Below are 22,374 nucleotides of genomic sequence, written 5' to 3' on the forward strand. Positions count from 1 at the left end.
GCTGCCGGTCCCGTGAGAGTGGTTACATTTGACACGTGCGTGTCTCCGCCACTGCGGTTAAGCCGATGACGGGCCGACGTGGGCAACGGTAGATCGCGCAAACTCGCGGAGCTGAATCAAACGATGGCCGCCCAGCCCGGCCACCAGCTGGTCGGTGTCGTGCGCATCCCGGAAGAGCACGCCAGCCCGTTTCGCGTCATCGCTCGCCGGGTTGCCATCGCCCTGGTGTTTTTGTTCGCCGCCGCGGTCATCGTCTACCTGGATCGCAACGGCTATCGCGACGTTCGGGGCGAGCGGCTGACATTCCTCGATTGCGTGTATTTCGCGGCGGTGTCGTTGTCGACCACCGGCTACGGCGACATCACTCCGTACACCGAAACCGCGCGGTTGACACACACGGTGATTTTCACGCCGCTGCGGATCGCGTTCCTGGCCGTGCTGGTCGGTACGACCCTCGAGGTGCTCTCGGAGCGGTCCCGGCAGGCGTGGAAGATTCAGCGTTGGAGGAGCAAAGTGCGCAACCACACGATCGTGATCGGCTACGGCACGAAGGGCAAGACGGCGGTCGCCGCCATCCTCGGTGACGATGCCGCTCAGGGCGAGGTCGTCGTCGTCGACACCGACCGGAGCGCCCTCGAGAATGCAGCCGCCGCCGGGCTGGTCACCGTCCACGGCGATGCCACCAAGTTCGACGTGCTCCGGCTGGCCGGGGCGCAGCATGCGGCCTCGATCGTCGTCGCCACCAACCGCGACGACACGGCGGTGCTGGTGACGTTGACGGCCCGCGAGATCGCGCCGAAAGCCAAGATCGTGGCGTCGATCCGGGAGGCCGAGAACCAGCACCTGCTCCAGCAGTCGGGCGCGGACTCGGTGGTCGTTTCCTCCGAGACGGCCGGCCGGCTGCTCGGCCTGGCCACCAGCACGCCCAGCGTGGTCGAGATGATCGAGGACCTGCTGACCCCCGACTTCGGGCTGGCCATCGCCGAGCGGGAGGTGGAGCAGGCCGAGATCGGCGGCTCTCCCCGCCATTTGCGTGACATCGTGCTCGGCGTGGTCCGCGACGGCCACCTGCTACGCATCGGCGCGCCGGAGGTGGACGCCATCGAGGCGACCGACCGGTTGCTGTACATCAAGACGGCGGGGCATTAGTGGCGATCGCGAGCGCGGCGGGGCAGATCTGATCGTGGACTTTCAGCTCCGCGAGGTTCCATTGCTGTCGCGCGTCGGCGCGGACCGGGCGGACCAACTGCGTACCGACGTCGACGCGGCCACCGCCGGTTGGGCGGAGGCGGCACTGTTGCGGGTGGATTCGCGCAATCAGGTGCTGGTCGCCGACGGCCGCGTGGTACTCGGCTCGGCGGTCGGTCTGGCCGACAAGCCGCCGCCGGATGCGGTGTTTCTCGGTCGCATCGAGGACGGCCGGCACGTGTGGGCCGTCCGGGGCGCGCTGCAGGCGCCGGAGGATCCGGGCGTGCAGGCCGAGGTGGTCAACCTCCGCAGCCTCGGCCCGATCTTCGATGACACCAGCAGCCAGCTGGTGTCATCGGCGATCGCGCTACTGAACTGGCACGACAGGTCGCGGTTCAGCTCGGTGGACGGCTCACCCACCAGGCCGGCCCGGGCGGGCTGGTCGCGGGTCAACCCGGTCACCGGCCACGAGGAGTTCCCCCGAATCGACCCGGCGGTGATCTGCCTGGTGCACGACGGCGGCGACCGCGCCGTCCTGGCCCGTCAGGCGGTGTGGCCCGAGCGGATGTTCTCGCTATTGGCCGGCTTCGTCGAGGCCGGCGAGTCGTTCGAGGTCTGCGTTGCCCGGGAAATCCGCGAGGAAATCGGCCTTGCCGTCCACGACGTGCGCTACCTGGGCAGCCAACCCTGGCCGTTCCCCCGCTCGCTCATGGTCGGTTTCCACGCCATCGGCGACCCGGCCGAGGACTTCTCGTTCAACGACGGGGAGATCACCGAGGCGCACTGGTTCACCCGCGACGAGGTCCTCGCCGCGCTAGAGGCCGGCGATTGGAGCAGCTCGTCGGAGTCGAAACTGCTGCTGCCTGGGTCCATTTCGATTGCGCGCGTGATCATCGAATCCTGGGCCGCGGCCGGCTGAGCCGTTAGCTGATGCGGTCGGTGACCATCCGCATGATGGTGTTCGCGATCTGGTCCGCCGACTGCAGTCCCACCACCCCCACGGAGACCATGACCGCCGACTTGGTGACGTACAGGTGGGTCCATTGATAAGCGGTGATCCGCAGGGTCGAAGGATTTGGCTTGTCCAGGTTGAACTGGTAATTGGGGTCGTGCAGGTTGTCGCAGGCCTGGATGGCCGTTTCCAGCTGCCGGAAGGCGCCGAGCGCCGCGTCGGTGTTCGGATAGCGGCCGACCGCCTGCGTCACGCCGTTGATCTTCGAGTTGCCGCCCGGCTCGATGTCGTCGGTGATCCCGTGGTAGCCGGCACTGCGGAACTCCGACCAGCTGCTACCGAATGTGGCGGCGTTTTGGCCGATTGCCCGGCATGGCCCCGGCGCGGCGGCGTCCGCGGGCGGCGGCTTGTGCAGATCCGCCTCCGGGTGCGGCGCGAGACTGTCCGCGTCGGCGATGCGCCGCACGTCTTGGACGCTGACGATCATGTTGTCGACTCCGGACGCCGGCGCCTTGCCCGGCGCGGCCGGGGTGGTCGAATGGGAGCAGGCCGCCAGCAGAGCGACCGCGCAGCACAGGCCGCCGGCCGACCGGATCACGTCATTGCGGCTCCAGGGCAGCCGACGCCACGCCATGCCGTTATCGTAAGCTGTCAGGACGCTTTGCCGCCGAGCGAGTTTCGCCCCGCCCATCCCGCGGCCGGCAGGCCGCGTCGTGAACCGTCAGCCGACCTCCGCCAGTTTGGCTTTGACCTGCGCAAGGCTGGGATTGGTGAGCGCCGACCCGTCGGCGAACTTCACCGTGGGAACCGTCCGGTTGCCCCCGTTGACCGAGCTGACGAAATCGGCTGCGGCGGTGTCGTGCTCGATGTCCACCGTGTTGTAGGCGATGCCGTTGGACTTGAGCGCCGTCATGAGCCGGTGGCAGTACCCACACCAGGACGTCGTGTACACCGTGAGTGCAGCGTTGGTCATGCCCCGTTAACGTAGTCCGCCGCCGACGCATTCCATGCCGAGGTCGTCACCCGCGCGGCGAACCGCGACGCGCCGGCAACTCGCCGACGCGCGCCGGGCGGGGCCGCGGTTTGTCGGCGATCACTGCCAAGATGGACGCCATGCCGATGGTCGCCGACCCCTTGACCGCCGGGCTGGACGACGAGCAGCGCGAGGCCGTGCTCGCCCCCCGCGGACCGGTATGCGTGCTCGCCGGCGCCGGAACGGGCAAGACCCGCACGATCACGCACCGCATCGCTCAGCTCGTGGCGGGTGGTCACGTCGCCGCCGGGCAGGTCCTCGCGGTCACGTTCACCCAGCGCGCGGCCGGGGAGATGCGCAGCCGCCTGCGCGCCCTGGACGCCGGCGCCGGGGTCGGTGCGGTGCAGGCCCTGACCTTTCACGCGGCCGCCCACCGCCAGCTGCGGTACTTCTGGCCGCGGGTCGTCGGCGACACCGGGTGGCAACTGCTCGACAGCAAGTTCGCCGTGGTGGCCCGTGCGGCCAACCGCGCCAAGCTGAATGCCAGCACCGACGACGTGCGCGACCTCGCCGGCGAGATCGAGTGGGCCAAGGCGTCGCTCATCAGTCCCGAGGAGTATCCGGCCGCCGTCGCCGGCGCCGGTCGGGACACCCCGCTGGACGCCGCGCGGATCGCCGGTGTCTACACCGCCTACGAGGCCCTCAAGGCCCGCGGGGACGGCGTCACCCTGCTGGACTTCGACGACCTGCTGTTGCACACCGCGGCGGCGATCGAGAACGACCCGGCCGTGGCCGACGAGTTCCGCGACCGCTACCGCTGCTTCGTCGTCGACGAGTACCAGGACGTCACGCCGCTGCAGCAGCGGGTGCTGGCGGCGTGGCTCGGCGACCGGGACGACCTGACCGTTGTTGGCGACGCCAACCAGACCATCTACTCGTTCACCGGGGCCTCGCCCCGGTTCCTGCTGGACTTCTCCCGCCGATTTCCCGACGCGACGGTGGTGCGGCTCGAGCGCGACTACCGGTCCACGCCGCAGGTGGTGTCCCTGGCCAACCAGGTGATCGCCGCGGCCCGCGGCCGCGTCGCCGGCAGCAAGCTGCACCTTGTCGGGCAGCGGGAGCCGGGCCCGGCCCCGTCGTTTCACGAGCACCCCGATGAGGCCGCCGAGGCCGCCGCGGTCGCGGCGGCGATCTCCCGGCTGGTCGAGTCGGGCACCCCGGCCTCCGAGATCGCCGTGCTGTACCGGGTCAACGCGCAGTCGGAGATCTACGAAGAGGCACTGACCGAGGCCGGCATCGCCTACCAGGTTCGCGGCGGCGAAGGCTTCTTCAACCGGCAGGAGATCAAGCAGGCGTTGCTGGCGCTGCGGCGGGCGGCCGAGCGGGACCCGGAACAGGGCCCGGGCGCACCCGTGCCCGAGGTCGTGCGCGCCGTGCTGGAACCGCTGGGGCTGACGGCGGAGCCGCCCACCGGCACCAAGGCGCGGGATCGCTGGGAGGCGCTGACCGCGCTGGCGGAGCTGGTCGACGACGAGGTGGCGCAGCGCCCGCAGCTCGACCTGCCCGGGCTGCTCGCCGAGCTCCGGCTGCGCGCCGACGCTCGGCACCCACCCGTCGTCCAGGGTGTGACGCTGGCTTCGCTGCACGCCGCCAAGGGGCTCGAGTGGGACGCGGTGTTCCTGGTTGGGCTGGCCGACGGCACGCTGCCCATCTCGCACGCGTTGGCGCACGGTGCGGACAGCGAGGCGGTCGAGGAGGAGCGCCGGCTGCTCTACGTCGGCATCACGCGGGCGCGGATGCATCTGGCGCTCAGCTGGGCCCTGGCCCGAAACGCGGGCGGCCGGCAGGGCCGCAAGCCGTCGCGCTTCCTCAACGGCATCGCGCCGCAGACGCGCGCTGATTCCCCCTCGGGCAAGTCCCGGCGGAATCGCGGCACCCCGACGCGCTGCCGGATCTGCAACAAGGACCTGACCACGCCGGCCGCCGTCATGCTGCGCCGCTGCGAGACCTGTGCCGCCGATATCGACGAGGACCTCTTGCTGCGGCTCAAGGCCTGGCGGCTGGACGTGGCCAAGGAGCAGAAGGTGCCGGCGTATGTCGTCTTCACCGACAACACCCTGGTCGCGATCGCCGAGCTGCTGCCCTCCGACGAAAAGGCGCTGGTCGCGATCCCCGGCATCGGCGCGCGCAAGCTCGAACAGTACGGGCCGGACGTCCTTCGGCTGGTCCGCGGCCGCTGATGACGCGGTCCACGCCGAGCGTGGGGTCTATGGCGAAATCCGATGGGTGCGGCGTACGCAGGGCCCACGCTCGACGGCCGGTGGCCGGCCGAAACACGCTGGTCAGAAAATCGGTTGTGGCCCCGGCCGCACACCGTCTACCCTCTAACCCGACCGGCAGTCGCTAGGAGAGGGGGTGGCCACGATGATCGACGACGTGTTTGTCGCGGGCGTGGCCGGCGCGGTACCGACCGCGCGTGCCTCCCATGCCGCCCACTCCGCCGTGCCGGCGGCAGCGGTCAAGCACCGTCTCGCCGCCGCGACTGACGCGTCCGTGGATCGGGGTCACACCTAGGCCCCACCCACGCCCCGGTTTCACCGAATGGCCACGGACCCGAAGTCAAGGATCCGTGGCCATAGTCTTCGTTAGCCTCCCTGGTCCGGATCACCGCAAAAGGTCAACCCGATCAGGAAGCAGGTGAGCAAGACATGACGGCACCGACCGTTCGAAGACAGTCCTTGCCGTGTCACGCTGGCGACCCGGACCTGTGGTTCGCCGAAACCCCGGCCGACCTCGAGCGGGCCAAGGCGCTGTGCGTGGGCTGCCCGGTCCGGCGCCAATGCCTGGCTGCGGCCGTCGAGCGGGCCGAACCGTGGGGGGTGTGGGGCGGCGAGATCTTCGACAGGGGAGCGGTCGTGGGTTTCAAGCGTCCCCGCGGGCGTCCCCGCAAGGACGGGGTGGCGGCTTAGCCGGCGGCGGTGTCGGGGTCGGCGAACCCGGGGATCAGCTGCTCCGACAGCGCCTTGATCGGCACGTGCGCGTCGAGCTGGCACAGGATCGCGGCGACCGACGAGATGACCCGCATCGGAATGGCGAGCTTCGCTGGCAGGTCCATTTGCCGCGCCGTCTTGATTTGCGAGACGGACCGGTCGATCTGACTCACCGTCATCTTCTGCAGCCACTTGCGCGTGTAGTGGAAGACGTCGACCTCGATGGGCTCCACGTATTGGCGCAGCATCTCGTCGATGTCGCGCACCGACACCTGCTGGCCCTTCTGGATGAAGCCGACCTTTTCCATCGTCGGCAACAGCACGTCATAGTCTTTGTCCCGGGCCGAGCGCATGATGAGGCCCAGTTCGATGGGGAAGCCGTCGGGCAGGGGCGCCACAGCGCCGAAGTCGATGACGCCCATCCGCCCGTCGGGCAGCAGCATGAAGTTCCCCGGGTGGGCGTCCCCATGCATCATGCCGACCCGGCGGGGTGCGTCGAAGGTGAGCTCGGTGAGCCGGGTGCCGATCAGGTCGCGCTGCTCGGGGGTGCCGTTGCGGATGATGTCGGCCATGTGGATGCCGTCGATCCACTCTTGGATCACCACCTTGGGCGCGCTGGCCACGATGCGGGGCACGGCGAAGTGCGGGTGGTCTTGGTAGCCCTTGGCGAACGCGCGCTGGTTGTCGGCCTCGAGCCGGTAGTCGAGTTCCATCTCGGTGCGTTCGATGAGCTCGTCGACGACGCCCTGGACGTCGGCGCCGGGCGACAGCTGCTTGAGCACCCCGACCATCCGCTGCATGGTCTTCAGGTCGGCCCGCAGCGCCTCGTCGGCGCCCGGGTATTGGATCTTGACGGCCACGTCGCGGCCATCGGACCAGACCGCCTTGTGCACCTGCCCGATGCTGGCCGAGGCCACCGGGGTGTCGTCGAACGACGCGAAGCGCTCGCGCCACTTGGTGCCCAGCTGGGCGTCGAGCACCCGGTGCACCCGGTTGGCGGGCAGCGGCGGTGCGTCTTTCTGCAGCTTGGTCAGCGCTTCGCGGTACGGCTCGCCGTACTCTTCGGGAATTGCGGCTTCCATGACCGACAGGGCCTGGCCCACCTTCATCGCCCCGCCCTTGAGCTCACCCAGCACGGTGAACAGTTGGTTGGCGGCCTTTTCGAGCAGCTCGGCCTGCACCTCGTCCTTCGACTTGCCGGTCAGGCGTTTGCCGAAGCCCAGGGCCGCCCGGCCGGCCATGCCGACCGGGATGCTGGCCAGCTTCGCGTTGCGCGCAGCACGGCCGCGTTTGATGTCTGCCACACAACCATCATCCACGACGGTCACCGGGCCGTGGTATTGATCTTCGCAACAGTCGAACCCGGCACCCGGTCGGGCCCACGGCACACCGAATCGCGCATCGGAAGGGCGGTACCGACAAAGCCATGTCAGCAAAGCAATCGCAGCACGAGGCCGCGGACTCGCTGTTCCGGGCGATCATCGAGACGCTCGACAAGAACCGGAAGGACGGCACGTTGACGGCGGCGGTTCTCGAGGAGCTCTCGCGGGCTTATGCGTCGGTGGCGACGAGCGTGCCCGAGCCGGGGCGCCTGGGCTAAACCCCCGGCGGCATCCGACAGCATGCGCACAGCGGGTGCGGGGTCCATCGCCGCGCGACGATCGCGCCGGCGTTGAGGTCGAATTCCAAAGTGGTGTTCAGCGTCTGAGGGGGGCCCGGGTCCCGGACCGTCTCCTGGCCCCGCACGGCCGCGATCACGCGATTCACCTGACTGAGCGCCAACGCCGCGGTCGCCAGCACCGTCGCGCGATCGGCCACCCCGATGGTCTCGCGCAGCTGCGCCGAGATGGCCGGCCAGGCGGCGTCGCGGTCGCGGCGGTGCAGGTCCGCGCAACCGAGGCAGCTCGTCACGCCGGGAATGACCAGCGGGCCGACCAGCCCGGTGCCGTCGCGGACCCGGACCGGCAGGTGCGCCACGCCCTGGCCGTGCAGCTCGCGCACCAGGCGGGGGTCGGCGACCAGGTAGTCGGACAACACCACCAGGTCGACGGCGGCCGGGGACACCCCGGCGTGGGGCTGGCTGCTGTGCGCGACGCGCGCCCCAGAGCAGCGCAGCGCGTCGGTGAGCAGTTCGGACAACGGGCCGCGGCCGTGGACCCGAATCGATGCCGCGCGGCCGCGCGGCCGCCCGCATTCGGTCACCACCCCGGCGCCGACGAGTTGGTCGACGAGGTTGGTCAGGCCGGCGGCGTCCCGCAGCCCGCGGTCGGCGGCGTGCCGTTGCAGCTCCGCGATCGGCGTCGGCGACCGCAGGGACTGCAGCAAGGTGGCGAGCTCGGCGGCGCCCAGGCCGCTTGGTGGGCGAACCAGCACGGCACGACGGGGGTCCCAGCCGACCTGAACTGCGCCGTCGGGTCGCAGCAGCACCGGCAACGCCGGATCCAGCGCGTATCGGGAGACCGCGACCGGCGACATGAACCGACACTGTGCCACCCCGGGGGCGACCGCCCCGCCCTTCATCCACAGGCGGCGGAAGCTTAGCGGTCGGTGTCGCCCTCTTCCTCGAGCTTCGCGATCGCCTCGTCGATGCCGCTGGTGTCCCCGCCGATCACGCGGTCGATGAAGCCGGCGGGCTCGTCGAGGTCGTCGGCGGACGGCAGGAGATCGGGGTGCTGCCAGACGGCGTCGCGGCCGTCCACGCCGACGGCCTGGGTCAACCGCTCCCACAACGCGGCGGCCTCACGCATCTTACGGGGCCGCAGCTCGAGACCGACCAGCGTGGCGAAGGTCTGCTCGGCCGGCCCACCGCTGGCCCGGCGGCGGCGCAGCGTCTCGCTCAGCGCGGCGGCACCCGGAATCCGGTCACCCAGGGCGGCCGTCACGACCACCTGCACCCAGCCCTCGATCAGGGCGAGCAGCGTCTCGAGCCGTTCCAGCGCCTGCGTCTGCGCCGGGGTTGCTTTAGGTTCGAAAACACCTTGGCCCAAGAGGTTTTCGATCGCCGCCGGGTCGGACAGCGACGCGGGGTTGAAGTCGCGGGCCAGCTGCTCTATGCCGCTCATATCGATCTTCATGCCCATGGCGTAGGACTCAACCGCGCCCAGCAGCTGACTGGCGAGCCACGGCACGTGACTGAACAGGCGGTGGTGCGCCGCCTCACGGGCGGCCAGGAAGGTGAGGATCTCGCTGCGCGGCTGTTCGAGCCCGGCGCCGAACGATTCGAGGGCGTCCGGCAGGATCGCGGCGACTCCCTTGGGACCTAGCGGCAGGCCGATGTCGGTCGAGGTGAGCACCTCACGGGAGAGCCGGCCCAGCGCCTGGCCCAGCTGCGAGCCGAACGCCATGCCGCCCATCTGCGACATCATCGCCAGCAGCGGGCCGGCCATGCTCTTGGCCTCCTCCGGCAGCGAGGATTCCCACACCGTCGAGATCTGTTGGGCCATCGGGTCGCACAGTCGTTTCCAGGTTTCCAGGGTGTTGTCCACCCAGTCGCCGGGGCTCCAGCCGACGGCCTTCGTGGTGCCCGCAGGCAAGGCCGTCGCCCCGTCGAGCCAGGTCTCGGCGAGGTGGACCGCGTCGGCGATCGCCTTGTTGGTCGAGGCGGGGATCGGCGCAACGAACCCGATCGAGCTCGACGCGACCCGCCGCGCGAGTTCGTAGTTGACCGGTCCCGACGATTGCCCGCCGGCGGTCACGGTGCCCGGGTTGCTGAACATCTGGCCCAGCTGGGTGAAGATCTGGCCCAGGTCGCCCATGCCGAAATCGCCGCCCATGCCGAAGGCGCCGAAGGGGCCGGATCCGCCGGACTCGGGATCGTTCTTCCCGCGTTTGTCGGGGTCTTCCCCGCTAGAGAAGCCGAAAGGCTGGTCAGGCATACCGTCAACGGTACTCACCGCAGGAACGGAACGTGCGGCCTCCGGTCAAGCTCGTAGCTGAACGGGTGACGGCGGCTCCCGGTTAGGGTAATCGGCGTGAACAGGCGGATTCTGACCCTGATGGTCGCGCTGGTGCCGATCGTGGTGTTCGGCGTGCTGCTCGCGGTGGTGACGGTGCCGTTTGTGTCGCTGGGCCCGGGCCCCACCTTCGACACGCTCGGCGAGGTGGACGGCAAGCAGGTCGTGGCCATCGAGGGCACCCAGACCCATCCGACCACGGGCCACCTCAACATGACGACGGTGTCGCAGCGCGACGGCCTAAGTCTCGGTGAGGCGTTGACGCTGTGGTTATCCGGGCAGGAGCAGCTGGTGCCCCGCGACCTGGTCTACCCGCCCGGCAAGTCGCGCGAGGACGTCGACAAGGCCAACAACGAAGACTTCAAGAACTCCGAGGACAGCGCCGAGTATGCGGCGCTGGGGTACCTCAAGTACTCGCCCGCCGTCACCGTCGCGGCGGTCACCGATCCCGGGCCGTCGGCGGGCAAGCTGAGGTCCGGCGATGCCCTCGACGCCGTGAACGGCAAGCCGGTGGCCAACGTCGAACAGTTCACGAGCCTGCTCAAGAGCACCAAGCCGGGTGACGTGGTGACGATCGACTATCGCCGCAAGAACGAGCCCGCCGGCGTCGCGCAGATCACCCTCGGCACCAACAAGGACCGCGACTACGGATTCCTGGGCGTCGCGGTGCTCGACGCCCCGTGGGCGCCGTTCGTGGTCGACTTCAACCTTGCCAACGTGGGCGGGCCGTCGGCGGGACTGATGTTCAGTCTGGCGGTCGTGGACAAGCTCACCACCGGGGAGCTGGCGGGCTCGATGTTTGTCGCCGGCACGGGGACGATCTCCGTCGACGGCAAGGTGGGCCAGATCGGCGGCATCACCCACAAGATGGCGGCCGCGCATGCTGCCGGCGCCACGGTGTTCCTGGTTCCGGCGAAGAACTGCTACGAGGCGAACTCGGACAACCCGTCCGGCTTGCGGCTGGTCAAGGTGGAGACGCTCGGCCAGGCGGTCGACGCGCTGCACGCGATCACGTCGGGCGGGCAGCCGCCGAGCTGCTGAGCTGCACGGGGACGGCGGTCCCGGGATGCGTACAGTTGACACCGTCCGGGAATCGATCAGGGAGCGTAGCCAGTGGGAATGCGGCCCGCCGCAAGGATGCCGAAGCTGACTCGGCGTAGCCGGATCCTGATCCTGATCGCACTGGGTGTGATCGCGTTGCTGCTCGCCGGCCCGCGGCTGGTCGACGGCTACGTCGACTGGTTGTGGTTCGGGGAGCTCGGCTACCGCTCGGTGTTCACCACCGTCCTGGTCACCCGCATCCTCGTGTTTCTGATCGCCGGCCTGCTGGTCGGCGGAATCGTGTTCGCCGGGCTGGCGGTGGCCTATCGCACCCGGCCGGTGTTCGTGCCGAGTAGCGACAACGATCCCGTGGCCCGGTACCGCACGGTAGTCATGGCCCGGCTGCGGGTGGTGGGCATCGGGGTGCCGGTCGCGATCGGCCTGCTGGCCGGAATCATCGGGCAGAGCTACTGGGTGCGGGTGCAATTGTTCCTGCACGGCGGCGACTTCGGGATCCGGGACCCGCAGTTCGGCAAGGACCTCGGCTTCTACGCATTCGAGCTCCCGTTCTATCGCTTGCTGCTCAGCTACATGTTCGTCGCGGTGTTCCTGGCGTTTTTGGCGAATCTGTTGGCGCACTATCTGTTCGGTGGCATCCGGTTGTCCGGCCGGACCGGTGCGCTGAGCCGCTCGGCGCGGGTCCAGCTGGTGACCCTGGCGGGACTGCTGGTGCTGCTCAAGGCCGTCGCCTATTGGCTGGATCGCTACGAGCTGCTGTCCCACACGCGGGGCGGCAAGCCGTTCACCGGCGCCGGGTACACCGACATCAACGCGGTGCTGCCCGCCAAGTTGATCCTGATGGCCATCGCGCTGATCTGCATGGTGGCGGTGTTCTCCGCGGTCACCTTCCGGGACTTGCGCATTCCGGCCATCGGCCTGGTGCTGTTGCTGCTGTCGTCGATGATCGTCGGGGCGGGGTGGCCGCTGATCGTCGAGCAGCTCATCGTCCGTCCCGACGCCCAACGCAAGGAAAGTGAGTACATCAGCCGCAGCATCACCGCGACACGGCAGGCCTACGGGCTGACCGATGATGTAGTGACTTACCGCAACTACACCGGGGATTCCCCGGCCAACGCGCAGCAGGTCGCGACCGACCGCGCCACGACCTCCAACATCCGCTTGCTCGACCCGACGATCGTCAGCCCGGCGTTCACCCAGTTCGAGCAGGGCAAGAACTTCTACTATTTCCCAGACCAGCTGTCGATCGACCGCTACCGCGACCGCAACAACACGCTGCGCGATTACGTCGTCGCCGCCCGCGAACTCAACCCGGACCGGCTGATCGAGAACCAGCGTGACTGGATCAACCGGCACACCGTCTACACGCACGGCAACGGGTTCATCGCGTCACCGGCCAACACGGTGCGCGGTATCGCCAACGATCCCAACCAGAATGGCGGCTACCCGGAGTTCCTGACCAACGTCGTCGGGGCCAACGGCACCGTCGTCTCCGACGGGCCGGCCCCACTGGATCAGCCCCGGATCTACTTCGGCCCGGTCATCTCCAACACCGCGGCCGACTACGCGATCGTCGGGAAGAACGGCGACGACCGCGAATACGACTACGAGACCAACACCGAAACCAAGCGCTATACCTACGGCGGCAACGGTGGCGTGCCGATCGGCGGCTGGCTGTCCCGCAGCGTGTTCGCCGCCAAGTTTGCCGAGCGAAACTTCTTGTTCTCCAGCGTGATCGGCAACAACAGCAGGATCCTGTTCAACCGCGACCCGGCGCGCCGGGTGGAGGCGGTGGCGCCGTGGCTGACGACCGATAGCGCGGTGTACCCGGCGATCGTGAACAAGCGGCTGGTGTGGATCATCGACGGCTACACGACGCTGGACAACTACCCGTACTCCGAGCTCACCTCGTTGGAGTCGGCGACCGCCGACTCCAACGAGGTGGCGTTCAACCGGCTGCAGCCGGACAAGCAGGTGTCCTACATCCGCAATTCGGTGAAGGCCACGGTGGACGCCTACGACGGCACGGTCACGCTCTACCAGCAGGACGAGCAGGATCCGGTGCTCAAGGCTTGGATGCAGGTCTTCCCCGGAACGGTCAAGCCCAAGAGCGACATCACGCCCGAGCTCGCCGAGCACCTGCGCTATCCCGAGGACCTGTTCAAGGTGCAGCGGATGCTGTTGGCGAAGTACCACGTCAACGACCCGGGGACGTTTTTCACCTCGTCGGACTTTTGGGACGTTCCCCTGGATCCCAACCCGACCGCCAGCAGCTACCAGCCGCCGTACTACATCGTCGCGAAAAACATTCTGAAAAACGACAATTCACCGTCGTATCAGCTCACCAGCGCGATGAACAGGTTCAAGCGCGATTTCCTGGCCGCCTATATCAGCGCCAGTTCCGACCCGGCGACGTACGGCAAGATCACCGTGCTGACCATCCCGGGCAACGTCAACGGGCCGAAGCTCGCCAACAACGCGATCACCACCGACCCGGCGGTGTCGCAGGACCTCGGCGTGATCGGGCGGGACAACCAGAACCGCATCCGGTGGGGCAACCTGCTGACGCTGCCGGTGGGCCAGGGTGGGCTGCTCTACGTCGAGCCCGTGTATGCCTCGCCCGGGGCCAGCGACGCCGCCTCGTCGTATCCCCGCCTCATCCGGGTGGCGATGATGTACAACGACAAGATCGGTTACGGGCCAACCGTGTCCGACGCCCTGACCGGGCTGTTCGGCCCGGGTGCCGGGGCGGCCGCGACGGGCATCCAGCCCACCGACGCGGGCGTGCCGCCGAACCAGCCCGCCAGCCCGCCGCCGCCCGCGGGGACACCGGGTTCGCCGCAGCCGCCGGCGGCGGTGCCGCCGGCTCCGGACGGGTCGGTGACGCTGTCGCCGGCCAAGGCCGCGGCCCTGCAGGAGGTCCAGGCGGCGATCGGCGCGGCGAAAGATGCGCAGAAGAAGGGCGATTTCGCCGCCTACGGCGCGGCCCTGCAGCGGCTGGACGACGCGATCAACAAGTACAACGCCACGAAATAATTCACCGCGAGCGTGCGTGTTTGTACGCCGACACGCCGTCAATGCCGGCATTCTGCGCACCCCCGTGACGACAAAGACCCGGCCATGGAAACGACTCAGCCGCGGGCCGTCGTGCGGAACCTCTCCCGGTAGGCCCTCGGCGAGACGCCGAGGTGGTCGACGAACACCCGCCGCAGGCTTTCGGGGCTGCCGAACCCGGCCAGCCGCGCGGTGTCGGTGACGGTGTGGCCCGCGTCCAACGCCGCGCGGGCGGCGTCGATGCGCACCATCTCGACGTAGCGGGCGGGAGTCGTGCCGAGTTCGGACTGGAACAGCCGGGTCAGCTGCCGCGTGCTCAGCGACGCCCGCGCGGCGAGGGTCGTAACACTGTGGTCGCCCGCCGGGTCGGCCGAGATCGCATCGGTGACCCTGCGCAGCGGCGACTGCGGCGGTGGGTTTGCTTCCACCAGCGCCGAGAATTGCGATTGGCCGCCAGCGCGCTTGAGGTAGACGACCAGCCACCGAGCCACCTCCCGGACCAGATCGGTGCCGTGGTCCATTTCGACCAGCGCGAGTGCGAGGTCGATGCCGGAGGACACCCCGGCGGAGGTGAAAACCTCGCCGTCGCGGACGAAAATCGCGTCCGGCTCGACGGTCACCTCGGGGAAAGCCCTTGCGAACGACCTGATTTCGCGCCAATGCGTGGTGGCGCGGCGGCCGTCGAGCAGGCCCGCCTGGGCGAGGATGAACGACCCCGTGCAGATCGAGGCCAGCCGCCGGGTGCGGCCCGCCACCGCCCTGACCGCACGGACGAGTTCGGGATCGATTGGCCTCCGCGGCAGGTTGTCGCTGCCGGCGACCATGACGGTGTCCGCGGACTCGATCGACGCGAGGCTGTCCGTGACGCCCAGCCGGGCGCCGATCGAGGTCGTGACGTCGCGGCCGTCCACCGACGCGATCTTGATCCGGTAGTCGGCGCCGAACCGGTTGGCCTCAGCGAACACCTCGCCCGCCCCGGCGACGTCGAGCATCGTCACGTCGTCGAAGACGACGATGACCACCACCCGTGACCGCGCGCCGCCTCTAACCATTCGCTGATTGTCGCAACTCGCGTCGCTTTCTGTGGAGAAGACGTCGCAGTGGCCGTGGGTGGATGGGGCTTCGCGCCCGCAAACTGTTACTACCCCAACCGAGGAGACGGATCATGGCCACCCAGCCGATCGAAGCCATCGCCGACGTCGTCGTACCGGACACCCCGCTGGTGCGCGAGATCACCGAGTACATTCGCGACACCGAAGACGACCTGCTCTTCAACCATTCCCGCCGCGTGTTTCTGTTCGGCGCGCTGCAGGGCCGCCGGCGCGGACTGCAACCGGACCTCGAATTGCTGTACGCCGGGGCGATGTTTCACGACATCGGCCTCACGCAGCGCTACCGCACGTCAGAATTGCGCTTCGAGGTGGACGGCGCCAACGCGGCCCGCGACTTCCTGCTCGAGCGGGGTGTCGGAAAAGCCGATGCCGACAAGGTGTGGTTGAGTATCGCGCTGCACACCACTCCCGGCATACCCGAGTTCCTGAGGCCCGAAATCGCCTTGGTCACAGCGGGAGTCGAAACCGACGTGCTGGGCATCGGCCGTGCGGACCTTCCTCCAGAAGCCCTCGCCGCGGTCACGGCCGCCCATCCGCGTCCGGATTTCAAGCGGCGCATCCTCGCGGCCTTCAACGACGGCATGAAGCATCGCCCGCGCAGCACCTTCGGCACCGTCAACGCCGATGTGTTGCAGCACTTCGACGCGACGTTCGTCCGCGACAACTTCGTCGACATCATCCTCACCAACAGCTGGCCGGAATAGCGAGGCCGCGAAAGGGAGCAGCGATCATGGTCATGCACTCGATGGAAACAATTGCAGGCGTTGCCATCCCCGGCACCGCACTCGTCCGCGACGCCACCGAGTTCATTCGCGGCGCCGAAGACGACGTGCTCTTCGACCATTCCCGGCGGGTGTTCCTGTTCGGTGCGCTGCACGGGCGGCGACTCGGGCTGGCTGCGGATCCGGAACTGCTGTACGTGGGGGCGATGTTTCACGACTTCGGCCTGACCGCCCGCTACCGAACATCCACCCAGCGTTTCGAGATCGACGGGGCCGAGGCGGCGCGCGACTTCCTGCTCGAGCGGGGTATCGGAAAAGCCGACGCCGACAAGGTGTGGCTGGGCATCGCGCTGCACTCGACGCCTGAGGTGCCCGCGCGCCTCGACCCCGAAACCGCCTTGCTCGCGGCCGGCGTCAAGACCGACGTGGTTGGCGTCGGGCGGGAGGCCCTCGACCCCCAGGATGTCGCCGCGGTGACCGCCGCCCACCCGCGCCCCGACTTCAAGAACCGCATCCTGGCGGCCTTCAACGACGGTATGAAGCGTCGCCCCGACACCACCTTCGGGACGATGAACGCCGACGTGCTGGCGCACTTCGACCCCACCTTCGAGCCGCGAAACATGGTCGATTTCATTCTTAACAGCACATGGCCCGAATAGCGGAAAGGAGTAGAAGAATGGAGATCCACGAGGCGCTGTACACGACCAGGATGATGCGGCGGTTGCGGCCGGACCCGATCCCGCTGGATGTACAGGCGCGCATCAGTTCCCCCGCTGCTCTTCGTGTTCGCCGTCGATGACCTCGGCGGCGCCAACATCTACCCCGCGATCTGGAGCGCCCTGCTCGCCGCCCGCGCCGAGGGCGTCGGCGGCGTCATGACGATGGTGCTCCGAAATTTCGAGGACGAGGTGAACAAGCTGCTCGGCGTCCCCGTCGAGGAAGGCTGGAAGATGTCGGCGATGCCGACCCTCGGCTATCCGCGTGGCAAGTGGGGTGTCGCCGCGAATCGGCCCCCGTGCACGAGGTTTCGTCCCGCAACCGTTGGGGTGCGCCGTTCGGCGTCGAGGTTCCCGAGCCGCTGTGGCGGCCTCGGGAGTCGGCCGCACTGGTCGCGGTGAGCTGAGATGCCCGGCGGGGAAGGTTCGACGTTCGGTGTCACGATCGTGCGCCCGGGGAAAGGGGAGCGCGTGGCGATCCCGGGCTTCGGAGCGGTCTTCAAGCTATCGAGCAAAGCAACCGGCGGGCGGGTGTCCATCGTCGAGCACCCCTTCGAGGTCGGGCTGATCACTGCCCCGCACCGGCACTCCCGCGAAGACGAGCATTCCATCGTCGTGGCGGGCGAGATTGGATTTCGCTCCGACGACAGTGAGGTGGTGCTGGGCACGGGCGGCTACATCACCAAGCCCCGGGGGCAGATGCACGCGATGTGGAACGCCGGGAAAGAGCCCGGCCGCATCATCGAGGTCATCACGCCCGGGGGATTCGAAAACTACTTCCGCGAGTTGGGCGAGCTGCTCGCCGACCGGGCGGACGACCCGATCGCGCAGGTCGTGCGCGAAAGGCCCGAATTCCGTGAGCTCGCCGATAAATACGGGCTCACCTACGGGTCGCCCGACTGGTGCGACGACATCGTGCGGCGATACGGCCTGAATCCGCCCACTCACTGAACCCCCTACCCGGCGGCCTCCTTGTCGAATTCCGAGGCGATGTCCCGCGCGACCCGCTTGAGCAGGGGCGTGATCTCGGAGGCGGATTTCAGGGTGACTCGTGCCGCGGGGCCCGAGATCGAGATCGCCGTGAGTGACGGTGCGTCGGGCACCGGCACGGCGAAGCAGCGGACGCCGACTTCCTGCTCGCCCTCGTCAACGGCGTAGCCGCGGGAGCGGCACAGCTCGATGTCCTGGATCAATTCGTCGGGCGTGGTGTGGGACTTCTCGGTCGAGGGCGGCATGCCCGTCCGGGCCACCAGCGCGCGCACTGCGTCGTTGGGAAGCTGCATCAGCAGCGCCTTGCCCACACCCGTGCAGTGCGGGTACACGCGGCGGCCGACCTCGGTGAACATTCGCATCGAGTGCGGGGAGGGCACCTGCGCGACGTAGACGGCCATGTCGTTGTCCATCAGCGCCATGTTCGCCGTCTCACCCGTCCGTTCCACCAGTTCGAGCAGGTGGCCCCGCGACCACATGCCGACGAGCTGGCCCGCGCTTTCCCCGAGGCGGATCAGTTTTGGCCCCAACGAGTAGTGCCGGTTGGGCAGCTGCCGCAGGTAGCCCATGGCCAGGAGCGTGCGAGCGAGCCGATGAATCGTGGGTGCCGGCAGGTCAGCGTGGGCGGCGAGATCCCCGAGCGCCCCGGTCCCGCCCATGGTGGCCAGGATCTCCAGCAGCTCGAATGCCCGCTCCACCGACTGAACACCGCCCGTGCCTGCAGTTCCACGAGTTCCGCGAGCCATCACCGCTTCCGATCCAGCCCCGCGGGGCCCGTCCATGCTGCCTGGGCTTTTTCGTATCACGAAACGAACTCCGGCAGCAAGGAGGGCCACCGCTCAGTCGTAGAGCAGCGCGGCGGTCGGTGAGTCGTCGATGGATGCCGACAGTTCGTTGTGTTCGGTGATCTTGTCGATGTCGGTGCCCATCGCGATGTTGGTGATTCGCTCCAGGAAGACCTCGACCACGACGGGGACCTTGTGTTCGCGGGCGAGCTGCTGTGCCCGGATGAGCGCGGGGCCTATCGCGTCCGGCTCGGTGACCTGAATGGCCTTGCAGCCCATGCCTTCCACGACGCTGCGGTGGTCGACGCCGTAACCCTTGGGCAGGTCGGTGTCGCCGGCCTCCTGGGCATTGATGTTGTCGAAGGCGAGGGAGACGAAGTAGTTCATGTCGAAGCTGAGCTGCGCCTGGCGGATCAGCCCGAGGTACGAATTGTTCACCACGACATGCACATACGGAAGGTTGAACTGCGCCCCGACGGCGAGCTCCTCGATCAGGAACTGGAAGTCGTAGTCCCCCGAGAGCCCGACCACGGTGGCGTCCGGGTCGGCGGTGACCACCCCCAGTGCGGCGGGCACCGTCCACCCCAGCGGTCCCGCCTGGCCGCAGTTGATCCAGTGCCGGGGGTTGAACACCTGCAGGAACTGGCCGCCGGCGATCTGTGAGAGCCCAATCGCGGTGACGTACCGCACATCCCGGCCGAAGGCCCGGTTCATCTCTTCGTACACGCGCTGGGGCTTGATCGGGACGTCGTCGAAGTGGGTCTTGCGGTGCAGGGTTCTCTTCCGTTCCTGGCAGTCGCGGACCCAGCCGCCCCAGTCCGGCAGCGTGCCGGCGGCGGCTCGCTGCGTGGCCTTGGCGACGAGCAGCTCGAGGGCGGCCTTGGCGTCGGAGACGATGCCCAGGTCGGGGGTGAACACGCGGCCGATCTGCGTCGGCTCGATGTCGATGTGCACGAAGCGGCGGCCGCGCCGATACGTGTCGAGTCCGCCCGTGTGGCGGTTGGCCCACCGGTTGCCGATGCCCAGGACGAAGTCGGATTCGAGCATGGTCGCGTTGCCGTAGCGGTGGGCGGTCTGCAAGCCCACCATCCCGGCGGCCAGCCGATGGTCGTCGGCGATGGCGCCCCATCCCATCAGGGTGGGCACCACCGGGACGTTGAGCAGCTCGGCGAGCTCGACGAGCAGGTCGGACGCGTCGGCATTGATGATGCCCCCGCCGGCGACGATGAGCGGCCGCTCGGCCGTCGCCAGCATGTCGAGCGCTCGGTCGATTTGCGCGGAACTGGCCGCGGGCTTGTAGACCGGGAGGGGGTTGTATGTTGCTGGATCGAAATCGATTTCGGCCATCTGTACATCGATGGGTAGGTCGATCAACACCGGGCCGGGCCGTCCCGAACGCATCAGGTGGAACGCCTGGGCGAACGCGCCGGGCACCTGGCCCGGTTCGAGCACCGTCATCGCCATCTTCGTCACCGGCGCCGCGATGGCGGCGATGTCGACGGCCTGGAAGTCCTCTTTGTGCAGCTTGTTGACCGGCGCCTGGCCGGTGATCGCCAGGATCGGAATGGAATCCGCGCTGGCGGAGTACAGGCCGGTGATCATGTCGGTGCCCGCCGGGCCGGACGTGCCGATGCACACGCCGATGTTGCCCGGGGCGGCGCGTGTGAACCCCTCCGCCATGTGGCTGGCCGCCTCGACGTGACGGGCCAGGACGTGCCTGATCCCGCCATGGGCGCGCATGGCCGCGTAGAAGGGGTTGATGGCGGCGCCGGGCAGGCCGAACGCCTGTGTCGCGCCCTCGATTTCCAGGATCTTGACGGCCGCGTCGACCGTGCGCATCCGCGTCATCGTGCCTGGCCTTCCGCGCGGCCCGACAACCGCTCGACACCCAGCAACAGGCCAGAGTGATCGAGGGCGCCGTCCCCGTTGGCGAGTGCGGATGCCATCAGCTGGGCGACCATCGAGCCGAGTGGGATGACGACGTCCGCCTCGCGGGCCGCGCTGGTCACGATGCCCAAGTCCTTGTGGTGCAGCTCGATTCGAAATCCCGGATCGAAATTGCGGCCCAACATCTTTGCGGCCTTCTGGTCCAGCACCGCCGAACCGGCCAGACCGCCGCCCAGCACCTTGACCGCGGCTTCGAGGTCGACGCCGTAGGCGCGCAGGAACGTGATCGCTTCGGCGAGGAGTTCGATGTTGCCCGCCACGATCAGCTGATTGGCGGCCTTGACGGTCTGTCCGGCCCCGTTCGGGCCGACGTGCACGATCGTCTTGCCGACGGCCCCCAGGATCGGTTTGGCCGCGGCGAAGTCGTCGTCCGCGGCGCCGACCATGATCGACAGCGCCGCGTTCTTGGCACCCGCCTCGCCGCCGGAAACCGGGGCGTCGATGAGTCGCAGCCCCCGCCGTGTCGCCTCTTCGGCCAGCTGGGTCGTGACGTCCGGCCGGATCGACGAGAAGTCGATGATCAGGGTGGAGGGTTGGGCGTGCGCGAAAACCCCACCGTCGGAAAGCAATACGTCCTGCACATCTGGCGAGTCGGGCACCATGACGGCCACCACCTCGGCGTCCTTCACCGCCTCCTCGATCGACTCGGCCGTGACGCCGCCCGCCTCGACCAATGCCTTGGTGCGCTGCGGGGAGCGGTTGTACCCGACGACGGAATGGCCCGCCTTGACCAGGTGGCACGCCATGGGGCTGCCCATGATGCCTAGGCCGATGAATGCGATTCTGCTCATTGGTCCCTCGTCCCCGCGAGTGCTGCCAGGGAAGTGGTGTCGACGCCGCCGTGACCGCGTTCGGCCCGAGGTAACCAGTCGAAGGGGTCCGGTGCGGTCGGCTTGTATTCCAATCCGATGTATCCGCTGTACCCGCGGTCGAGCAGCATCGCGAGATAGCTGCCGAGGGGGATCTGGCCGGTTCCCGGCTCGCCGCGCCCCGGCGCGTCCGCGATTTGCACATGCCCCACGCGGTCGGCGTAGGCGCCGAGCGCGCCGGTCACGTCGTCGCCGTTGACGTAGAGGTGGTACAGGTCGGCAAGGACCCGCAGGTTGCCTTCGCCCGCCCGGTCGACGACCTTGACGGCGTCCGCCAACGACTTGATCGGGTAGCGCGGCGCGCCGCTGACCGGTTCGACGAGTACGGTTGCGCCGATGCGTTGCGCGGCCCGTGCCGCGTACGCGAGGTTTTCGACGGCCACGTCATCCTGGATGACGTCGGCCACCCCGGCGATCCGGTTGCCGTAGAGCGCGTTGAAGGCCTTGGTGCCCAACGCCTCGGCGATGTCGACGGCGATGTCGACGTTGTCGCGAAATACCTTGACATAGGCGGGGTTCGACAGGACACCGCGGTCACCGGCCGGCATGTCGCCCGCCGCGAAGTTCAGGCCGGTCAGCCGCACACCCGCGTTACGGGTGGCGCGGACGAACGCATCGACCTCCGCGTCGGGGGGCGTCGGCTCCGGGAAGGGCCACCAGAATTCCACCGCCTCGAAGCCGGCCTCTCGGGCAGCGGCCGGCCGGTCCAGCACGGGCAGGTCGGTGAACAAAATCGAGCAGTTCACCGTGTATGTCGCAGATGCCACGGCAATCCTTCCGGAATGTGGGGGAACACCCATTGGAGTTAAGTTCCGTAATGCGGAATTAGAACATCGAATTATGAAACGAGTGAACGCCCATGTCCCGACTCTTGTCAAGCGCCGACGCCGCCTGATTCGTTCGAAGGGGCACGCGCGGGCAGTACTTGACAGTTAAAGCTACTGACAACAGAGGTTGTCTTTGACCGCGAAACGTGACCCGTGCCACCATGACCGGAGCGAAACTGCTATTCCATAATGCGAAACGCTTCTGATCAGTCGCGACGGTGTCCGCGCGAGAAAAGG

The 22,374-nt window shown here is 68.3% G+C and carries 21 protein-coding genes and 1 pseudogene; 12 read left to right on the forward strand and 10 right to left on the reverse strand.

Annotated elements, in window-relative coordinates:
- Window positions 1-123 precede the first annotated feature (123 nt).
- Together SKC42_RS21065 and nudC are read left to right on the forward strand one after the other, a co-directional pair.
- Window positions 124-1,149: a potassium channel family protein gene (locus tag SKC42_RS21065; RefSeq protein ID WP_330966210.1), complete on the forward strand. Its 1,026-nt coding sequence runs from the start codon at window positions 124-126 to the stop codon at window positions 1,147-1,149.
- A gap of 28 nt (window positions 1,150-1,177) precedes the next feature.
- Window positions 1,178-2,107 (forward strand): NAD(+) diphosphatase, encoded by a 930-nt coding sequence (nudC, locus tag SKC42_RS21070; RefSeq protein ID WP_442932216.1) that lies wholly within the window; start codon window positions 1,178-1,180, stop codon window positions 2,105-2,107.
- 4 nt (window positions 2,108-2,111) lie between these two features.
- Here the strand turns inward: nudC and SKC42_RS21075 are convergent, their stop codons facing one another.
- A complete protein-coding gene (locus SKC42_RS21075; RefSeq protein WP_330966212.1) occupies window positions 2,112-2,774 on the reverse strand; it encodes a sensor domain-containing protein in 663 nt (220 codons plus the stop codon).
- 87 nt (window positions 2,775-2,861) lie between these two features.
- Window positions 2,862-3,113 (reverse strand): mycoredoxin Mrx1, encoded by a 252-nt coding sequence (gene mrx1 / locus SKC42_RS21080; RefSeq protein ID WP_330966213.1) that lies wholly within the window; start codon window positions 3,111-3,113, stop codon window positions 2,862-2,864.
- A gap of 140 nt (window positions 3,114-3,253) precedes the next feature.
- On the opposite strand from mrx1, the gene SKC42_RS21085 reads away from it, so the two are divergent.
- From SKC42_RS21085 to SKC42_RS21095, 3 genes are all read left to right on the forward strand, one after another.
- Window positions 3,254-5,353: an ATP-dependent helicase gene (locus SKC42_RS21085; RefSeq protein ID WP_330966252.1), complete on the forward strand. Its 2,100-nt coding sequence runs from the start codon at window positions 3,254-3,256 to the stop codon at window positions 5,351-5,353.
- A gap of 175 nt (window positions 5,354-5,528) precedes the next feature.
- A complete protein-coding gene (locus tag SKC42_RS21090) occupies window positions 5,529-5,687 on the forward strand; it encodes a hypothetical protein (protein WP_330966254.1) in 159 nt (52 codons plus the stop codon).
- Between the two features lie 134 nt (window positions 5,688-5,821).
- Window positions 5,822-6,082 carry a WhiB family transcriptional regulator gene (locus SKC42_RS21095; RefSeq protein WP_330966214.1) on the forward strand — a complete coding sequence of 87 codons (261 nt, stop codon included), beginning with the start codon at window positions 5,822-5,824 and terminating at the stop codon, window positions 6,080-6,082.
- Here SKC42_RS21095 and SKC42_RS21100 read toward each other — a convergent pair.
- Window positions 6,079-7,422 carry a macrolide-binding ATPase MABP-1 gene (locus SKC42_RS21100; protein ID WP_330966253.1) on the reverse strand — a complete coding sequence of 448 codons (1,344 nt, stop codon included), beginning with the start codon at window positions 7,420-7,422 and terminating at the stop codon, window positions 6,079-6,081. The two genes, SKC42_RS21095 and SKC42_RS21100, sit on opposite strands and share 4 nt — an antisense overlap.
- A gap of 107 nt (window positions 7,423-7,529) precedes the next feature.
- Here SKC42_RS21100 and SKC42_RS21105 point away from each other — a divergent pair, with 107 nt between their 5' ends.
- The gene (locus SKC42_RS21105; RefSeq protein WP_330966215.1) at window positions 7,530-7,703 is read left to right on the forward strand and encodes a hypothetical protein; all 174 of its coding nucleotides are present in this window, start codon (window positions 7,530-7,532) and stop codon (window positions 7,701-7,703) included.
- Here the strand turns inward: SKC42_RS21105 and SKC42_RS21110 are convergent.
- Together SKC42_RS21110 and SKC42_RS21115 are read right to left on the reverse strand one after the other, a co-directional pair.
- On the reverse strand, window positions 7,700-8,578 hold the full coding sequence (locus SKC42_RS21110) for a TOMM precursor leader peptide-binding protein (protein WP_330966216.1): 879 nt from the start codon (window positions 8,576-8,578) through the stop codon (window positions 7,700-7,702). The genes SKC42_RS21105 and SKC42_RS21110 overlap by 4 nt on opposite strands.
- Before the next feature lie 62 nt (window positions 8,579-8,640).
- Entirely contained in the window at window positions 8,641-9,978 is a 1,338-nt protein-coding gene (locus SKC42_RS21115) for a zinc-dependent metalloprotease (RefSeq protein WP_442932210.1), read from the reverse strand.
- Between the two features lie 96 nt (window positions 9,979-10,074).
- Here SKC42_RS21115 and SKC42_RS21120 point away from each other — a divergent pair, with 96 nt between their 5' ends.
- Both SKC42_RS21120 and SKC42_RS21125 read left to right on the forward strand, forming a co-directional pair.
- The gene (locus tag SKC42_RS21120; RefSeq protein ID WP_330966218.1) at window positions 10,075-11,097 is read left to right on the forward strand and encodes a YlbL family protein; all 1,023 of its coding nucleotides are present in this window, start codon (window positions 10,075-10,077) and stop codon (window positions 11,095-11,097) included.
- 72 nt (window positions 11,098-11,169) lie between these two features.
- Entirely contained in the window at window positions 11,170-14,151 is a 2,982-nt protein-coding gene (locus tag SKC42_RS21125; protein WP_330966219.1) for a UPF0182 family protein, read from the forward strand.
- Window positions 14,152-14,246: 95 nt separating this feature from the next.
- On the opposite strand, the gene SKC42_RS21130 is transcribed toward SKC42_RS21125, so the two are convergent.
- Window positions 14,247-15,221: a GlxA family transcriptional regulator gene (locus SKC42_RS21130; protein WP_330966220.1), complete on the reverse strand. Its 975-nt coding sequence runs from the start codon at window positions 15,219-15,221 to the stop codon at window positions 14,247-14,249.
- A 113-nt stretch (window positions 15,222-15,334) separates the two neighbouring features.
- Here SKC42_RS21130 and SKC42_RS21135 point away from each other — a divergent pair, with 113 nt between their 5' ends.
- The 4 genes and pseudogenes from SKC42_RS21135 (at window position 15,335) to SKC42_RS21150 (ending at window position 17,670) form a co-directional block, all read left to right on the forward strand.
- The gene (locus tag SKC42_RS21135; RefSeq protein WP_330966221.1) at window positions 15,335-15,985 is read left to right on the forward strand and encodes an HD domain-containing protein; all 651 of its coding nucleotides are present in this window, start codon (window positions 15,335-15,337) and stop codon (window positions 15,983-15,985) included.
- Between the two features lie 32 nt (window positions 15,986-16,017).
- Window positions 16,018-16,662 (forward strand): HD domain-containing protein, encoded by a 645-nt coding sequence (locus SKC42_RS21140; protein WP_442932217.1) that lies wholly within the window; start codon window positions 16,018-16,020, stop codon window positions 16,660-16,662.
- A 17-nt stretch (window positions 16,663-16,679) separates the two neighbouring features.
- Window positions 16,680-17,126, forward strand: a pseudogene (locus SKC42_RS21145) (nitroreductase family protein).
- Between the two features lies 1 nt (window position 17,127).
- A complete protein-coding gene (locus SKC42_RS21150) occupies window positions 17,128-17,670 on the forward strand; it encodes a cupin domain-containing protein (protein ID WP_442932211.1) in 543 nt (180 codons plus the stop codon).
- Between the two features lie 5 nt (window positions 17,671-17,675).
- Here the strand turns inward: SKC42_RS21150 and SKC42_RS21155 are convergent, their stop codons facing one another.
- The 4 genes from SKC42_RS21155 to SKC42_RS21170 all read right to left on the reverse strand — a co-directional run bounded on the left by SKC42_RS21155 (window position 17,676) and on the right by SKC42_RS21170 (window position 22,077).
- Window positions 17,676-18,455, reverse strand: a complete 780-nt coding sequence (locus SKC42_RS21155; RefSeq protein WP_330966224.1) for an IclR family transcriptional regulator — start codon at window positions 18,453-18,455, stop codon at window positions 17,676-17,678.
- 93 nt (window positions 18,456-18,548) lie between these two features.
- Window positions 18,549-20,342 (reverse strand): glyoxylate carboligase, encoded by a 1,794-nt coding sequence (gene gcl / locus SKC42_RS21160; RefSeq protein WP_330966225.1) that lies wholly within the window; start codon window positions 20,340-20,342, stop codon window positions 18,549-18,551.
- Window positions 20,339-21,232, reverse strand: a complete 894-nt coding sequence (locus SKC42_RS21165) for a 2-hydroxy-3-oxopropionate reductase (RefSeq protein ID WP_330966226.1) — start codon at window positions 21,230-21,232, stop codon at window positions 20,339-20,341. The genes gcl and SKC42_RS21165 overlap by 4 nt, the downstream gene beginning before the upstream one ends.
- Complete coding sequence (locus tag SKC42_RS21170) at window positions 21,229-22,077, reverse strand: hydroxypyruvate isomerase family protein (RefSeq protein ID WP_330966227.1); 849 nt, start codon at window positions 22,075-22,077, stop codon at window positions 21,229-21,231. The genes SKC42_RS21165 and SKC42_RS21170 overlap by 4 nt, the downstream gene beginning before the upstream one ends.
- Between the last annotated feature and the right edge of the window lie 297 nt (window positions 22,078-22,374).

It is taken from the genome of Mycobacterium sp. 050134 (assembly GCF_036409085.1).
Taxonomy (GTDB): Bacteria; Actinomycetota; Actinomycetes; order Mycobacteriales; family Mycobacteriaceae; genus Mycobacterium.

What these genes read in the sequence shown, in the direction of transcription:
- SKC42_RS21065 (WP_330966210.1), top strand. Translation starts at nt 124, where the DNA reads ATGGCCGCCCAGCCCGGCCACCAGCTGGTCGGTGTCGTGCGCATCCCG.
- SKC42_RS21075 (WP_330966212.1), bottom strand. Translation starts at nt 2,774, where the DNA reads ATGGCGTGGCGTCGGCTGCCCTGGAGCCGCAATGACGTGATCCGGTCG.
- mrx1 (WP_330966213.1), bottom strand. Translation starts at nt 3,113, where the DNA reads ATGACCAACGCTGCACTCACGGTGTACACGACGTCCTGGTGTGGGTAC.
- SKC42_RS21085 (WP_330966252.1), top strand. Translation starts at nt 3,254, where the DNA reads ATGCCGATGGTCGCCGACCCCTTGACCGCCGGGCTGGACGACGAGCAG.
- SKC42_RS21095 (WP_330966214.1), top strand. Translation starts at nt 5,822, where the DNA reads ATGACGGCACCGACCGTTCGAAGACAGTCCTTGCCGTGTCACGCTGGC.
- SKC42_RS21105 (WP_330966215.1), top strand. Translation starts at nt 7,530, where the DNA reads ATGTCAGCAAAGCAATCGCAGCACGAGGCCGCGGACTCGCTGTTCCGG.
- SKC42_RS21110 (WP_330966216.1), bottom strand. Translation starts at nt 8,578, where the DNA reads ATGTCGCCGGTCGCGGTCTCCCGATACGCGCTGGATCCGGCGTTGCCG.
- SKC42_RS21115 (WP_442932210.1), bottom strand. Translation starts at nt 9,978, where the DNA reads ATGCCTGACCAGCCTTTCGGCTTCTCTAGCGGGGAAGACCCCGACAAA.
- SKC42_RS21130 (WP_330966220.1), bottom strand. Translation starts at nt 15,221, where the DNA reads ATGGTTAGAGGCGGCGCGCGGTCACGGGTGGTGGTCATCGTCGTCTTC.
- SKC42_RS21135 (WP_330966221.1), top strand. Translation starts at nt 15,335, where the DNA reads ATGGCCACCCAGCCGATCGAAGCCATCGCCGACGTCGTCGTACCGGAC.
- SKC42_RS21140 (WP_442932217.1), top strand. Translation starts at nt 16,018, where the DNA reads ATGCACTCGATGGAAACAATTGCAGGCGTTGCCATCCCCGGCACCGCA.
- SKC42_RS21150 (WP_442932211.1), top strand. Translation starts at nt 17,128, where the DNA reads ATGCCCGGCGGGGAAGGTTCGACGTTCGGTGTCACGATCGTGCGCCCG.
- SKC42_RS21155 (WP_330966224.1), bottom strand. Translation starts at nt 18,455, where the DNA reads ATGGCTCGCGGAACTCGTGGAACTGCAGGCACGGGCGGTGTTCAGTCG.
- gcl (WP_330966225.1), bottom strand. Translation starts at nt 20,342, where the DNA reads ATGACGCGGATGCGCACGGTCGACGCGGCCGTCAAGATCCTGGAAATC.
- SKC42_RS21165 (WP_330966226.1), bottom strand. Translation starts at nt 21,232, where the DNA reads ATGAGCAGAATCGCATTCATCGGCCTAGGCATCATGGGCAGCCCCATG.